Annotated in this window: 9 protein-coding genes and 1 pseudogene; 6 read left to right on the plus strand and 4 right to left on the minus strand. The window is 62.8% G+C overall.

The window, feature by feature from the left end:
- Nucleotides 1–2: 2 nt before the first annotated feature.
- On the plus strand, nucleotides 3–4,580 hold the full coding sequence (gene hrpA / locus F759_RS0111240; RefSeq protein WP_027799935.1) for an ATP-dependent RNA helicase HrpA: 4,578 nt from the start codon (nucleotides 3–5) through the stop codon (nucleotides 4,578–4,580).
- Between the two features lie 305 nt (nucleotides 4,581–4,885).
- Here the strand turns inward: hrpA and F759_RS37590 are convergent, their stop codons facing one another.
- The 3 genes and pseudogenes from F759_RS37590 to F759_RS44040 all read right to left on the minus strand — a co-directional run bounded on the left by F759_RS37590 (nucleotide 4,886) and on the right by F759_RS44040 (nucleotide 8,103).
- A complete protein-coding gene (locus F759_RS37590; protein WP_244438811.1) occupies nucleotides 4,886–6,979 on the minus strand; it encodes a YadA family autotransporter adhesin in 2,094 nt (697 codons plus the stop codon).
- Nucleotides 6,980–6,988: 9 nt separating this feature from the next.
- Nucleotides 6,989–7,114 (minus strand): annotated as a pseudogene (locus tag F759_RS44035) (hypothetical protein); the annotation flags it as partial.
- Nucleotides 7,087–8,103, minus strand: a complete 1,017-nt coding sequence (locus tag F759_RS44040; protein ID WP_244438812.1) for an ESPR-type extended signal peptide-containing protein — start codon at nucleotides 8,101–8,103, stop codon at nucleotides 7,087–7,089. The gene F759_RS44040 and the pseudogene F759_RS44035, both read right to left, overlap by 28 nt.
- 504 nt (nucleotides 8,104–8,607) lie before the next feature.
- On the opposite strand from F759_RS44040, the gene F759_RS0111250 reads away from it, so the two are divergent.
- From F759_RS0111250 to F759_RS0111270, 4 genes are all read left to right on the plus strand, one after another.
- Nucleotides 8,608–9,627, plus strand: a complete 1,020-nt coding sequence (locus F759_RS0111250) for a YVTN family beta-propeller repeat protein (protein WP_027799936.1) — start codon at nucleotides 8,608–8,610, stop codon at nucleotides 9,625–9,627.
- Nucleotides 9,628–9,690: 63 nt separating this feature from the next.
- Nucleotides 9,691–10,686 carry a sterol desaturase family protein gene (locus F759_RS0111255; protein WP_027799937.1) on the plus strand — a complete coding sequence of 332 codons (996 nt, stop codon included), beginning with the start codon at nucleotides 9,691–9,693 and terminating at the stop codon, nucleotides 10,684–10,686.
- Nucleotides 10,687–10,836: 150 nt separating this feature from the next.
- Nucleotides 10,837–11,670 carry an EI24 domain-containing protein gene (locus F759_RS0111265; RefSeq protein ID WP_027799938.1) on the plus strand — a complete coding sequence of 278 codons (834 nt, stop codon included), beginning with the start codon at nucleotides 10,837–10,839 and terminating at the stop codon, nucleotides 11,668–11,670.
- 30 nt (nucleotides 11,671–11,700) lie between these two features.
- A complete protein-coding gene (locus tag F759_RS0111270) occupies nucleotides 11,701–12,531 on the plus strand; it encodes a competence/damage-inducible protein A (protein ID WP_027799939.1) in 831 nt (276 codons plus the stop codon).
- Between the two features lie 81 nt (nucleotides 12,532–12,612).
- On the opposite strand, the gene F759_RS0111275 is transcribed toward F759_RS0111270, so the two are convergent.
- Entirely contained in the window at nucleotides 12,613–13,077 is a 465-nt protein-coding gene (locus tag F759_RS0111275) for a rhodanese-like domain-containing protein (RefSeq protein ID WP_027799940.1), read from the minus strand.
- Between the two features lie 437 nt (nucleotides 13,078–13,514).
- Here F759_RS0111275 and glnA point away from each other — a divergent pair, with 437 nt between their 5' ends.
- Nucleotides 13,515–14,930: a type I glutamate--ammonia ligase gene (glnA, locus tag F759_RS0111280; protein ID WP_020065477.1), complete on the plus strand. Its 1,416-nt coding sequence runs from the start codon at nucleotides 13,515–13,517 to the stop codon at nucleotides 14,928–14,930.
- Nucleotides 14,931–15,014: the final 84 nt, after the last annotated feature.

A 15,014-nucleotide genomic window follows, 5' to 3' on the forward strand; every position in this document is an offset into this window, starting at 1 on the left:
CCATGTCGAATGTACCCAAAAGTCCCGCCGCGGCGAACGAGAATGCGGTGCCGGCCGCCGATCAGGCGAAGGCCGGCGACGCGAAACGCCGCCCCGAACAGGACGCGAACCGCAGCAATCCGGACGCGCCTCGCAAGGCGCGTGAGCCTCATCGTGCCGGTGTAGGCGCGCAGGCGTCTTCGAACGAGAAAAATCCGTCGCGTGCGGTGAAGGATCCGGGGCGCGGTGAGGCGCGCGAAGAACGCCAGTCGCGCGGACGAGGCGAACTACGCGAACGAGGTGAAGCGGGCCAACCGCGTAACCCACGCGAACGAGGCAAGCAACGCGGTTCGCGCGAGCCGGGGACGGCGCTTGAGCCGCGCGATGAGGCCGAGCCGCGCCAACAACGTCCGCCGCTTGAAAAAGACCTGTCGGGCGAGCAAGCCGAGCGGCCGCAATCCGGCAAGCAATCGCACCAACATTCGCCGCGCGAGCCGGAACAGCGGCGCGGGCCGAACGCGCCGAACGGGCCACGCGAGCCCGGCGAATCGCGCGCCGAACGCGAACCACGCGAGCCCCGCACCAGACGCGAGCCGCGCGTCGTCCAGCCGAATCCCATTCCGCCGATCACCTTTCCCGAAGCGCTGCCCGTCTCCGGCCGTCGCGACGAGATCGCGAAAGCGATCGCAGAAAATCAGGTGGTGATCGTGTCGGGCGAGACCGGTTCGGGCAAGACCACGCAGTTGCCGAAAATCTGCCTCGCGCTCGGGCGCGGCCTGGGCTTGGGCGGCTCGGGGTTGATCGGCCATACGCAGCCGCGCCGCATCGCCGCGTCGGCGACGGGTCGGCGCATCGCCGAGGAGCTCGGCACGCCGTTCGGCGAAGTGGTCGGCTACAAGGTGCGCTTCACCGACAATCTGTCGCCGGGTGCATCGGTCAAGCTGATGACCGACGGCATTCTGCTCGCCGAAACACAGACCGATCCGCTGCTGAAAGCGTATGACACGCTGATCATCGACGAGGCGCACGAGCGAAGTCTCAACATCGACTTTCTGCTCGGCTATCTGAAGGAAATTCTCGTCAAGCGTCCCGATCTGAAGCTGATCGTGACGTCGGCGACGATCGACGCAGATCGTTTCGCGCGCCACTTCGGCAGCGAGGACAAACCCGCGCCGGTGATCGAAGTGAGCGGGCGACTTTATCCAGTCGAGGTGCGCTACCGTCCCGTCGCCGAAGAAAGCCCCGCTGTCAAAGCAGCGCAGGGGACATCAGGCGCATCAGGTGCATTAGGCGGATCAGGCGGATCGTCGTCCGCGGCGTCGCGCGACCGGCCGAAAAGCCAGCGCGATTCCGGCAAAGAGCGCGACCGCGACCTCATGGAAGCGATCGTCGACGCCGTCGACGAACTCTGCCGCGAAGGGCCCGGCGACGTGTTGGTATTTCTGCCCGGCGAGCGCGAAATTCGCGATGCCGCCGAGGCACTGCGCAAGCATCATCCGCCGCATACGGAAATCCTGCCGCTGTTCGCGCGCCTCTCGGCCGCCGACCAGGAGCGCGTGTTCCGTACCTCGAACGCGCGGCGAATCGTGCTCGCGACGAACGTGGCGGAGACGTCGCTCACCGTGCCGGGCATTCGCTATGTGGTCGATACCGGCCTCGCGCGCGTCAAGCGCTATTCGTATCGCAACAAGGTCGAACAGTTGCAGGTCGAATCGATCTCGCAGGCCGCCGCGAATCAGCGGGCGGGGCGCTGCGGGCGTGTGGCCGACGGCATCTGTATTCGCCTCTACGACGAAAGCGATTGCCAGAGCCGCGTGCGTTTTACCGATCCAGAAATTCTGCGCTCGTCGCTGGCGTCGGTGATTCTGCGCATGAAGTCGCTGCATCTGACGGCGATCGAGACATTTCCGTTTATCGAGCCGCCGCCTGGCCGCGCGATCGCCGACGGTTATCAACTGCTCAACGAACTTGGCGCCGTCGACGACGACAACCAGCTCACGCCGCTCGGCCGCGAACTCGCGCGTCTGCCGCTGGACCCGCGCATCGGCCGGATGATTCTCGCCGCGCGCGATCAGCAATCGCTGAAGGAAGTGCTGATCATCGCGAGCGCGTTGTCGGTACAGGATCCGCGCGACCGGCCGATCGAGGCGCAGGAACAGGCCGACCAGGCGCATCGCCGCTTTGCCGACGAGCGCTCGGAATTCCTGCAGTGGCTGAAAATCTGGAACTGGTTCGAAGAAGCGATCGCGCACAAGAAGTCGAATAAGCAACTGCACGAGGAATGCCGGAAGAACTTCCTGTCGCAATTGCGTCTGCGTGAATGGCGCGACGTGCATTCGCAATTGCTGACGGTGGTGCGCGAACACGGCTGGCGTTTGAATGAGGCTGAAGCGACCTTCGAGCAGATCCATCTCGCACTGCTGACGGGCCTGCTCGGCAACATCGGTCTGAAAGCCGACGATGAGCCGTACTATCTCGGCGCACGCGGCATCAAGTTCTATCTGTGGCCCGGCTCCGCGCTCGTGAAGAAAGCGGGCAAGTGGGTGATGGCCGCGGAACTGGTCGAGACGAGCCGTCTGTACGCGCGCTGCATCGCGAAGATCGAGCCCGAGTGGATCGAGAAGATCGGCGCGCATCTGCTGAAGAAATCGCTTTCCGAGCCGCATTGGGAAAAGCGCGCGGCGCAAGTGTCGGCGTTCGAGCGCGCGGTGCTGTACGGGCTGCCGATCTACCATCGGCGGCGCGTTAGTTTCGGCAAACAGGACCCGGCGCGGGCGCGCGAACTGTTCATTCGCGGCGCGCTTGTCGAAGGCGAATTCGACACGAAGCTTGGATTTTTCGCGCACAACCGCAAGCTGCTTGCCGACATCGAGCAACTAGAACACAAGTCGCGCCGTCAGGATGTGCTCGTCGACGATGAGCTGATTTTTGCGTTCTACGACGAGGCGCTGCCAAAGGGCATTTATACCGGCGCGTCATTCGAGCGCTGGTATCGCGACGAAGTGAAGGAGAGCGCCCAGCCGGAAGACAAGCTGCGGCTGCTGTATCTGTCGCGCGACGACCTGATGCGGCACGAAGCCGCGGGCGTGACGACGGATCTGTTCCCGAAACGGATGACGATGTCGGGCGTCGAAATGGCGCTCACCTATCACTTCGAGCCGGGTTCGCCGCGCGACGGCGTCACGCTCGCCGTGCCGCTCTATGCGCTGAACCAGGTCGACGCGCGACGCTGCGAATGGCTCGTGCCCGGCATGCTGAAAGAAAAGACGCAACTGCTGCTGAAGTCCTTGCCGCAGAAACTGAGGCGCCACTGCGTGCCGCTGCCCGAATACGCGGCCGCCTTTGTCGACCGGCATGCCGCGCCGCGTTTTGCTGCGGGCGGTCCGCTCGAAGCGCTGATCGCCGATATTCGCGAGCAGAAGCAACTCATGCTGAAGCAATCGGACTTCAAGCTGGAGACCTTGCCGCCGCATCTGTTCATGAACTTCAAGGTCGTGGACGAACACGGGCGGCAACTGGCGATGGGGCGCAACCTGTCGCAGCTGCGCGCGGAACTTGGCGGCCAGGCGCAGCAGCATTTCCAGAAGATCGCGTCGAGCGCGGCAGGCGCGGCGTTGGCCGGGGCGGTCGGTTCGCGGACGGATGCGGCGGGAACGGCGCCTGCGTCGAGTGGCCCGGCGTCGCGCGGCAAGGGTCCGTCCGCGCCAGCGCCGCAGACGGCGTCCCAAGGCGGCGCGGCCGGCACTGCGCTGTACGAGAAGCTGACCACCTGGAACTTCGGCAAGTTGCCTGAATTGCTGGAAATTCGCCGCGGCGGCCAGACGTTGTTCGGCTACCCGGCTCTCGTGGATCGCGGTACACATTGCGACGTCGAGGTGTTCGATTCGCCGGACGAGGCGGCGCGGATTCATCGAGCGGGCTTGCGTCGATTGTTCGCGTTGCAGTTGAAGGAGCCGATCAAGTATCTGGAGAAAAATCTGCCGGGCTTGCGCGAAATGGCGATGCAGTTCATGACGCGCGGCACGCAGGAAGAGTTGCGCGATCAACTGATCGATACCGCGCTCGACCGTGCCTGCCTGCAAGACCCGCTACCGGACGACGACATGAGTTTCCATACGCGCCGCGATGAAGGGCGTAGCCGGCTGACGTTGCTGGCTCAGGAAATTACGCGACTCGTCGGGCAGATACTCGGCGAATACGCAGCGGTGCAGAAGAAACTGGTGCAGGCAAAGTCGTTCACGGCCGCCTACGCCGACATGCAGAATCAGCTCGACGCGCTGATTGGCAAGCGATTCGTGGTCGAGACACCGTACTCGCAACTCACGCATTTTCCGCGCTATCTGAAGGGCATCGCGTTGCGGATCGACAAACTGAAGGCCGACCCCGCGCGCGATGCACGGCAGTTCGCCGAATTCCAGCCGTTGCTGCAAAACTATCAGCGCGCGGTCGCGCAGCGTGGCGGGGTGCCAGACGCGCGTCTCTCAGAGTTCCGCTGGCTGCTGGAAGAGTTGCGCATTTCGCTGTTCGCGCAGGAATTGCGCACGCCGATGCCTGTGTCGGTCAAGCGGCTTTATAAGGTGTGGGATTCGATGCAGCGATGAACGAGCGGTGCGGACGATGCGGGCAAACGGCGGGGGCTGCGGTTCGCGCGTTTGCCTCGTCCGTGCACGCCGCTTGAGCCGTTGCCGCAGGATCGGTTTCCGCGCTTTCGACTCTCTTCGCGACGCTGAAAAGAGCGCGCGACAACCTTCCCTTGTGAGGACCGGTATCACGCACAAACGTGCGCAGGCCCGAGTCGAACCTGCGCCTACCTGTGACTCCGTTTATTTCACGGCGTATTGGACAGCGTGCCGCCGGACCGGAGGGCGGCGACGCGCCCGTTCCGGCAGCACGCGCTTACACGCGCTTACCAGTGCATACCCGCGCCGACGGATGCGCCGAACTGACCGCGCGAGTCGGTGCTGCCTTGCAGCTTGTAGACCCACTTGCCGGTTTCCGACAACTGCGACACGCCGATGGCCAGCGCCGATTGGCCTCCATAGGTGCCGCCGGCCATCGCGACCATGCCGTGACCTGGCAGGACCGCTTGCGGCAGGCCGGCCATAGCCAGCGCCGATGCAGTGCCGCCGTACGAATCGCGCCGGGCTGAGCGGATCTGGTCGTCGGTGTAGCTTTTCGCCTCGCCGACCGCGCCGCTCGCGCTCTGCTGCAACTGATTGACGTTGACTGCATCGGTGCCTTGCACGCCGGCTGCAACATTGGCGATCTGGCGCTCCTGACCCGCCGCGCCGACCGATACCGTGTTCGCCCGATCCGCGACCGAGCCTTGGCCCAAGGCGACGGAATTCTCGGCGCTGGCGGTAGCCGCCGCGCCAAAGGCGGCAGCGTTGTTGCCACTAGCGATGGAATTCGCGCCGAGTGCGGTCGCGTTAGCACCGGTGGCCCGGGCGTTCGCTCCGCCTGCGACCGAGTGCGCGCCCGACGACACCGCACCTTCCGTGTCGCGATTGCCTTCACCGCTGAAGAACGGATTCGCCGCATTGACGACAGCGTTGTTGACGGCGCCGTTGATGGCTGCATTCAATTGACCGACGTTGACGGCATCGGAAGCGTCGACGCCTGCTGCGACGTTGTGGATCGTGGTGCCGCCGCTCGCTGCATCGCCGCCGAGCGTGACGCTGTTCTTGTTGACGCTGCCGTCGCCGTTCTGGTCGTACATGACCGCACCGTCGAGTTTTGCGGCGATAGTCGCGCCCTGGTCGCTCACGGCTTTCAACTGCGAGACGTTGACCGCGTCGGTGTCGGCAGTGCCGGCTGCGACGTTCGTGATCTGGCGTTCGTTGCCGGCTGAGCCGACGGAGACGGTCCCGGCGCGATCGGCGACGGAGCCTTGGCCGAGGGCGACCGAGTTGGTGGCTATGGCATTTGCCCGATAGCCCAAGGCAGCGGAGCCGTCGCTGGACGCAGTGGCGAAGCCGCCGACAGCGGTGCTGAAGTTGCCTTGCGCCTTCGAGCTGGTGCCGGCGGCGAAGCTGGCTTGGCCACTGGCTAGTGCCGAACTGCCGATGGCGACGGCGTTGGCGCCGGTCGCTGATGCGTCATCGCTGCCGTCGTTCAGGCCGTTGCCGTTTGCCTTGAAGTAGCGGGAGGCGTTCGCACTGGCGGTTTGCAATTGACTCACGTTGACCGCGTCGGTGTCGGCTGTGCCGGCTGCGACGTTCGTGATCTGGCGTTCGTTGCCGGCTGAGCCGACGGAGACGGTGTTGACTCGGTCCGCCAGTGAAGCCTGGCCCAAGGCTACCGAACCGTTAGCCGACGCATTCGCGTCGTGGCCGATCGCAATCGAGTCCACCTTGCTGGCAACGGCGGCATAACCAATCGCCACGCTGCCCGCCGACGTTGCGGAGGCGTAGGTGCCGAGCGCGGCGGCGCCTGTGCCCGCGCCGGTGGAATTCGCGCCGAGCGCTGTGGCGTTGTCGCCGGAGGCGGTGGCGAGCACACCGGATGCGACGGCGTGCGTGCCGCTCGCCACGGCATCGTCCGTCCCGTCTGCGGGGCCTTCGGCCTTGAAGTAGTGCTGCGTACCGCTTTGCGCAATGGCGTCGACCTTGCTGTCGACCGCCTTCAACTGGCTGACGTTGACGGCGTCGGTCTTGTCCGCACCTGCGGCGACATTCGTCAGGCGACGCTCGTTGTCGCGTGAGCCTACTGATACTTCGCCATGTGCGGTCGTGCCGGCGATTGCCGCCGGGTCGGAATCCGTTGGTATGTAGGCGGGCGTGCTGAGATCCGCCCTTGTTGTCGAGCGCGCGCCGAGTGCGACGCTATTGTCAGCGGACGCCGCAGCGGCATAGCCGAGCGCTACGGAGTCCGAGGCCGTCGTGCTTGCTGCATAGCCAAGGGCGGTCGAGTTGTCGCCTGCGGCATTCGCCGATGCCCCGCCAGCGAAGGCGTTGTTGTTCGATGCAGTGGCGGCGTAGCCAAGGGCAACCGAGTTCAATGCGGTAGCGTTTGCCGCGTAGCCAAGCGCCGTCGAGTTATCGCCGGCCGCATTCGCCGATGCGCCGCCAGCGAAGGCGTTGCTGTTCGACGCCGCAGCGGCATAGCCTAGCGCAACCGANCAACCGAGTTCAATGCGGTGGTGCTTGCCGCGTAACCGAGCGCCGTCGAGTTATCGCCGGCCGCATTCGCCGATGCGCCGCCAGCGAAGGCGTTGTTTCTGGACGCCGTGGCCGTATACCCGAGCGCGACCGAGTTCAATGCGCTGCTGTTTGCGGCATCGCCGAAAGCGATGGAGCTATCGCCCGCCGCGTTGGCGTTTGCGCCGGCTGCCATCGAGTTACCGCCCAAGGCTCCCGCGCTGACTCCGACTGCGACTGAACCGTTTCCTGCTGCATTGGCAGCCGTACCTGCCGCAATAGAGTTGTTCCCAGCCGCATTTGAAAGAAGCCCGGTAGCGATCGAGTTGGTGGCCAGTGCCTTGGCCCCAGCTCCCGTGGCAATCGAGCTGTTGCCGGTAGCCTGTGAGGTATACCCCGTTGAAACCGAATTGGTTCCCGCCGCGTTTGCGCCGGCTCCAACTGCAACCGAGTTGGTACCGCTGGCACTCGCGGTGAATCCAGCTGCGATCGAATAGTCGCCCGAGGCACCCGCGCGGAGCCCAGCCGCGATTGAACCGGCTCCCGTTGCGCTTGCAATCGTACCCGCCGCGATGGAGTCGGTGCCCGTCGCACTGGCAGAGAACCCCGCCGCAATGGAACCAGGCTGGCTTGCCTTGGCAAATGTTCCCGCCGCAATTGAGCTATCGCCAATGGCGTTAGCATTTAGGCCGAGCGCAACAGAATTGTCTCCGGCTGCATTCGCACCGGGACCCAGCTGAGTCGAGTTGACACCCGCCGTAGCGTTCGCCCCGGCCAATACCGCCGCGGTAGCGACAACCGCCTGTGCCACAAGCTTTTTGCGCGCCGAACTGCGCTTCGTCTTCGACCTGGAGGTCTCCGGCGTTGCTACCCACGTTGCCGTCGCTTCACACCAGGTTGATTGATAGATTTTGTTCATTTGTTTTGAATTCCGCGCTGTTGTTTTGTGGCCGGCGTGAGCGCGGATAATCGGACAAGGCGTCATCGCCCATTATTGAGTTGCGTCAGAAATGATGGCTGTAATGGTCGGTTTATTCTCCGACGTTATTAATGGCCATCATTTTTTGCGTGCATATCTATGTCCGGGCTTATCCGCGCCGCGCTCGAAAGTCACAGGATTAAATGGCTGGACGATGAGCACGCCAGGATTTTCCGAGCGGCGCTCAAAGGCGGGAATAAGCCGAATCCTAAATATGCAGAATTAATTTTTCTGTCTTATTTGTATGGTGAATTCAGCTTTCAATATTGAATTTAGCAAGGAATAATCCGAATTACTCTTAATGCACTTCGCGCTTATTGAGCGTTTCCTAATTGCAAATTAATTTTAATCAGACCAATTTTTGAGTTCCCACATAGCCATCGCAAAAATCAGAACCTCGCAAGCAACCCATCCGGCCCTTCATTTTCCGCAGGCCGCAACGCGACCTGCGTCAACCGCACGCCCGGGCAAACGTTCTACAATGACGGTCGTTCTCCGAAGTGAGTTTTCATGCGTAAATTTTTTCTTCCCGGCGTGACAGCCACGTTCGCCGCAGGCGTGGCTCTCGTAGCCGCAGCAGGCTTTTTTTCTCCGGCCGCCCATGCCAACAACGTGATCGTGCTGAATTCCGCCGAGGCCACGCTGAGCCTTATCGACGAGACGACCCGCCAGGTCATCGGCACAGTGCCGACCGGCAAGGAACCGCACCATCTGATGGTGACCCCCGACAACTCGTCGCTGATCGTTGCGAACTCGGTGTCGAACAATCTGATGTTCGTCGACCCAAAGTCGGGGCAGGTGCAGCGCTGGGTGGAAAATATCGAGGATCCATATCAGATCGGTTTCTCGCCTGATCGCAAGTGGCTCGTCACGACCGGTCTGCGCCTCGACCGCCTGGACATCTATCACTACGACAGCCAGAAGAACCAGATGACGCTCGCCTCGCGTCTGCCGCTCGCGGTCATGCCTAGCCACATGGCGTTCACGAACGACAGCAAAACGGTCTTTGTCACGCTGCAGGTCTCCGGCGAACTCGCCGCGATCGATCTGGCTACGCAAACCGTGAAGTGGAAGATGAAAGTCGGCAAGGTGCCCGCAGGGCTCTGGATGACGCCGGGCGAGAAGTATTTGCTCGTCGGCATGACCGGCGCCGACTACGTGGCCGTGGTCGACTGGCACACGCAAAAGGTCGTCAAGACGATCCATACGGGCAACGGCGCGCACAACTTCCGCTCGCTAGCCGACGGCAAGCACGTCGCGGTGTCGAACCGGGTCGCAAGCACGATCAGCATCATCGACGAAGATTCGCTCACCAATGTGGGCGACATCACCGGCCTGTTGCCTGGTCCTGACGACATGGAACTTTCCGCGGACAAACGCTATCTGTGGGTGACGTTCCGCTTCGCGAAGCACGTCGGCATCATCGACCTGAATACGCGCAAGCTGATCCAGACCATCGCAGTGGGCCGTTCGCCGCACGGCATCTATTTCTTTAATCGTGCGCCGGTTACGGCGCCGAATGGCGCGTGATAATGCAGGTATATGTGCCGCCTCTGAGCAAGCCGCAACGATCGAAGTAACCCGACCAGCGCCATGTTCCATCTGATTTTCTCTTCTCTCGACAACTTCGTCTCCGCGTTGCAGACGTTGCTGTACGTCGACGTGGTGCAGCCGCTGCTGTTCCACTTCGGCCTGATGGACTACGACGAAGACACCTACGACAGCCTGTACTGGGTGATCGTGGGCGTCCTCGAGGTGCTGGCGATGTACGCAATTCTCCGGCCGCTCGAGGCACTGCGTCCCGTCGAGCAGTGGGACAACCGTAAGGCGGTGCGCGTCGACGTAATCTACACGTGGATAGCCAAGCTCGGCATTCTCAACCTGTTCTTCTTCTTCGCGCTGCAGCCGTTTTTCGACCATGTCCAGGCGTGGCTGCGTCTGCATAACATTTCGAATATCGAGTTCGACAATCTGTGGCCCGGCGTGACCACGCAGCCGCTCGTCACTTTTGTCATGTACCTTCTGGTGCTCGATTTCGCCGGTTACTGGTATCACCGGTGGCAGCACCGCATCGGCGTCTGGTGGGAGTTGCACGCGGTGCATCACAGCCAGCAGCAGATGTCGCTGTGGGCCGACGACCGCAACCATCTGCTCGACGATCTGTTGCAGGCATCGTTTTTTGCGGTGATCGCGCTCGTGATCGGCGTGCCGCCGTCGCAATTCGTCGTGCTGGTCGCGATCACGAACCTCGCGCAAAGCGTGCAGCACGCCAACATCCGCCTGTACTTCGGCTGGCTCGGAGAGCGTCTGCTGGTCAGCCCGACATTTCATCGGCGCCACCATGCCATCGGCTACGGACATGAAGGTCTGAAATACGGCTGCAACTTCGGCGTGCTGTTTCCGTGGTGGGACATGCTGTTTCGCAGCGTGTCATGGAGCCGCGACATGGAGCCGACCGGCATCAGCGATCAATTGCAGGGCCGCGGTTACGGCCAAGGCTTCTGGGCGCAGCATTGGCTCGCCTTCGTGCGCATCGCCCGGCGCCTGTCTGCGCGGCGCGGCAGTCAGGGCGGGGCGACCACGGTCTGAGCCTGGCCGATCCCCTTCTTCTCGCGCCGCCGGTCTCGCGGCGGCGCGTCACGTGGTTTATGCTGTCCACGTTTGCGCGCACGGTCCGCGTTCAATGGCCCGTACGCCGCTTCTTCAATTTCATCGTTGCATTCACCGGCATTGGCTCGCATGAATGACCTTTTGCGCTCGTTCGGGCGCGCGCTCGCAAGCGCGCTCCACCCGCGCATGCTCTGGCTGACTTTCATGCCGTTCTTCGCGGCAACGGTCGGATGGGGCGTGATCCTGTGGTTTTCGTGGCAGACGCTGATCGGCGCGACCCGCACCTGGCTCGAAAGCTGGTCGTTTACCGTCACGCTTTACCATCTGTTCGACTCGCTCGGCTTTTCAGGACTGCACGCGGCCATCGCGCCGTTTCTCGTGATCGCGATGACGATCCCGCTGATCGTCGTTACCGTATTGCTGCTGATCGCCACACTGTCAATGCCGGCCGTGATCCGCTTCCTGTCGACCCGCCAGTTCGCGAACCTCGAAATGCGCCGCGGCGGGACGTGGTACGGAAGCCTAGGCCAGGCGCTGTGGACAACGCTGGTATGTCTCGTGCTGCTGATCGTCACGCTGCCGCTCTGGCTCGTGCCGCCGTTTTTCGCGTTGATCCCGCCGCTGCTGTGGGGCTGGCTGACCTATCGCGTGATGACCTACGACGCGCTCGCGCTGCACGCCACCCGTGATGAGCGGCGCGCGCTGGTGCGGCGCTTCCGCTTGCCGCTGCTGCTGATCGGCGTCGCGAGCGGCTTGCTGGGTTCGTTGCCGACGCTGCTGTGGGCGTCGTCGGTGTGGCTGGTGGTTCTGTTCCCGGTCATCACGGCGGTGACGATCTGGATTTACGCGTTCATCCTCGTGTTTTCGGCGCTGTGGTTCGGCTACTACTGTTTGCGGGCGCTGCAACGCATGCGCGCGGACGAGGCGGCCGGCGTGCGGCAGACGGCACCGGTTCCCTATTGATCAACGAACGAGATAACCAAAGAGGCGGCAATGGCATTTGGCGTCATCATCATCGGCGATGAAATTCTGTCGGGCAGGCGCGTCGACAAGCATTTGCCGAAAGTAATCGAATTGCTGGGCGCGCGGGGCTTGTCGCTTGGCTGGGCGGAGTACGTCGGCGACGATCCGCAGCGGATCACCGCGACGCTGCGGCGTACCTTCGACTCCGGCGACGTGGTGTTCTCCACGGGCGGCATCGGCGCGACGCCGGATGACCATACCCGTCAATGCGCGGCGGCTGCGCTCGGCGTGCCGCTCGAACTGCATCCGCAGGCGCAGAAGCTGATTCAGGAGCGCATCCGCGACATGTATCCGGCGACGGCCGCGACGCCGCTCGACCTGAACTCGCCCGAGAACCTGCATCGTCTGAATATGGGCACGTATCCGCAAGGCGCCGAGATCATTCCCAACGGCTACAACAAGATTCCGGGCTTCTCGATTCGTGAGCATTACTTCGTGCCGGGTTTTCCTGTCATGGCCTGGCCGATGATCGAATGGGTGCTGGACACGCACTACGCGCATCTGCATCACGCCATGCCGCACGCGGAAAAGTCGTTGCTCGTGTTCGAGTTGCCCGAGTCGCGTCTAACGCCGCTGATGGAGAAAATCGAACAGGATTTTCCGGGCGTGCGCGTATTCAGTCTGCCGAGCGTGGGCGACGCCGAGCGCGGTGGCGTTTATGCGCGCCATCACATCGATCTCGGCGTGAAGGGCGAGCCGGAGGCGGTGGCGGCGGCGTTCGTCAAGCTGCGAGAGGGCGTGCACCTGCTGGGCGGCGACATCGTCGAGCATGAGGCCGCAGCGGCGAAGCCCCACGCCTGAGCCTCGCTTCGTCCAGGCGCTAGCGGCGGATTTCGACCGCATGTCAGGCGCGCATTGGCTCAGCGCGGATTGCGACCGCGTTTATGCGCCGATCCACGGCAAGCCGCGGAAGCACCAGCCCGATACAGTCTTGCGGTGTCCCTGGCCGTCCTTGTCGCCTTCGAAGCCTTCCAGCAGATCGTAAGCTTTCGTGAAGCCGGCCTGCGCGGCGGCGATCGCGGCGAGCTTGGAACGCGCGGCGCTGCGGCACAGGAAGAGTACGGGCGTATCGGGCGACGCCACATCGCTCAATTGATGCAGGAATTCCTGATTCGGCACTGCGCCCGGATAGCGCGTCCATTCGACATGCGTATACTGCCCGTCGCCGATCACCGGCCGGCCGACCCAGTCGAGTTCGGCACGCGTGCGCACATCGACGAGACGCGCGCGCGGGTCCAGCTGGAGCAACTCGAACGCCTCGGCCGGCGAAACCGCACCCGCGTAGGGCAACTGATTTTCGGTGCGGCGTTTTTCCGCCTGCGAGTACAACTGTTCTAGCGTGCTCATGAGCCAGTCTCCTTGACCAAAAGAGCATTCTAGCGCGGCGCCTTGCGCTCGCGCGGCGTCCGAAAGTTGTTTGGGCCGCCGTTGCGTGCGCTGGGTGTCCATGCTCATTTCGGGTGCATCAACTTGCGAATGCACCAAAATAAACCTTCTCAGCTGCCTCGCCCAGACAAATGCCCCATGTTGGTGCTCGCGGCAAGCCGACTATTTAGGGGCTGCATGCCACGCGGTGCGCACATTCCCCGGCAATGCGCGCGCTGCCTGGCCTCGCGCCTTCTTGGCGCATACATGGCACAGATGCTGCTTTAATCGTGCCGATCGATCTGCCGCGGCGATTGTCATGTTCACTCTTCATCATCGAGGGGTGGACGCGCCGGGACGGGTCAGCTAGATTGGGCGGCGGCTGAAATCCGCCGAATTCGTTAATCAGGAGATAGGTTATGAGTAAATCCGTGGCCGACGTCGTTCAACTCGTCAAAGACGAAGACGTCAAGTTTGTCGACTTCCGTTTCACCGACACGCGCGGCAAAGAGCAACACGTTTCGGTGCCGGTGTCGGCATTCGATGAAGACAAGTTCGAAAGCGGCCATGCGTTTGACGGTTCGTCGATTGCCGGTTGGAAGGGCATCGAAGCATCGGACATGTTGCTGGTGCCGGACGCGAACACGGCCTTCATCGACCCGTTCTACGAAGAATCCACTCTGGTCCTGACCTGCGACGTCGTGGAACCGGCGGACGGCAAGGGCTACGAGCGCGACCCGCGCTCGCTCGCCAAGCGTGCCGAAGCCTATCTGAAGAGCTCGGGCCTCGGCGACACCGCCTTCTTCGGTCCGGAGCCGGAATTCTTCATTTTCGACTCGGTCCAGTGGAATACGGATCAGTCGGGCTGCTTCGTCAAGATCGGTTCGGAAGAAGCACCGTGGTCGTCGTCGAAGGAATTCGAAGGCGGCAACACCGGCCACCGTCCGGGAACGAAGGGCGGTTACTTCCCGGTCGCTCCGGTCGACACGTTCCAGGACATCCGTTCGGAAATGTGCCTGCTCCTCGAACAGATTGGCATTCCGGTCGAAGTGCATCACCACGAAGTCGCGGGCCAGGGCCAGAACGAAATCGGCACCAAGTTCTCGACGCTCGTGCAACGCGCCGACTGGCTGCAGCAGATGAAGTACATCATCCAGAACGTCGCGCACACGTACGGCAAGACGGCTACATTCATGCCGAAGCCGATCGTCGGCGATAACGGTTCGGGCATGCACGTTCACCAGTCGATCTGGAAGGACGGTCAAAACCTGTTCGCGGGCAATGGCTACGCAGGTCTGTCGGAGTTCGCACTGTTCTACATCGGCGGCATCATCAAGCATGCTCGCGCGCTGAACGCGATCACGAACCCGTCGACGAACTCGTACAAGCGTCTCGTGCCGCACTTCGAAGCACCGGTCAAGCTGGCTTACTCGGCTCGCAACCGTTCGGCATCGATCCGCATTCCGCACGTGTCGAACCCGAAGGGCCGCCGTATCGAAACGCGTTTCCCGGATCCGATGGCGAATCCGTACCTGTGCTTCTCCGCGCTGATGATGGCGGGTCTGGACGGCGTGCAGAACAAGATTCATCCGGGCGAAGCCGCCGACAAGAACCTGTACGACCTGCCGCCGGAAGAGGATGCAAAGATCCCGACCGTGTGCGCCGGCCTCGATCAGGCTCTCGACGCGCTGGACGGCGACCGTGAATTCCTGACGCGCGGCGGCGTGTTCACGGATTCGATGCTCGACGCGTACATCGAACTGAAGACGAACGAACTGCAACGCTATCGTCAGTCGGTGCACCCGATCGAATTCGAAATGTACTACTCGCTGTAAGCGGCAATGGCGCTTCGCCCTTCAAACGGCGAAGCGTTTTTGTCCGACGCTCGCGATCGGTCACGAAGGGACGGCGGCGCCGTC

Source organism: Paraburkholderia dilworthii (assembly GCF_000472525.1).
Taxonomy (GTDB): Bacteria; Pseudomonadota; Gammaproteobacteria; order Burkholderiales; family Burkholderiaceae; genus Paraburkholderia; species Paraburkholderia dilworthii.

Excerpts from the sequence above, each read along its gene's own strand:
- hrpA (WP_027799935.1), top strand. The coding sequence starts at position 3 with ATGTCGAATGTACCCAAAAGTCCCGCCGCGGCGAACGAGAATGCGGTG.
- F759_RS0111250 (WP_027799936.1), top strand. The coding sequence starts at position 8,608 with ATGCGTAAATTTTTTCTTCCCGGCGTGACAGCCACGTTCGCCGCAGGC.
- F759_RS0111255 (WP_027799937.1), top strand. The coding sequence starts at position 9,691 with ATGTTCCATCTGATTTTCTCTTCTCTCGACAACTTCGTCTCCGCGTTG.
- F759_RS0111265 (WP_027799938.1), top strand. The coding sequence starts at position 10,837 with ATGAATGACCTTTTGCGCTCGTTCGGGCGCGCGCTCGCAAGCGCGCTC.
- F759_RS0111270 (WP_027799939.1), top strand. The coding sequence starts at position 11,701 with ATGGCATTTGGCGTCATCATCATCGGCGATGAAATTCTGTCGGGCAGG.
- F759_RS0111275 (WP_027799940.1), bottom strand. The coding sequence starts at position 13,077 with ATGAGCACGCTAGAACAGTTGTACTCGCAGGCGGAAAAACGCCGCACC.
- glnA (WP_020065477.1), top strand. The coding sequence starts at position 13,515 with ATGAGTAAATCCGTGGCCGACGTCGTTCAACTCGTCAAAGACGAAGAC.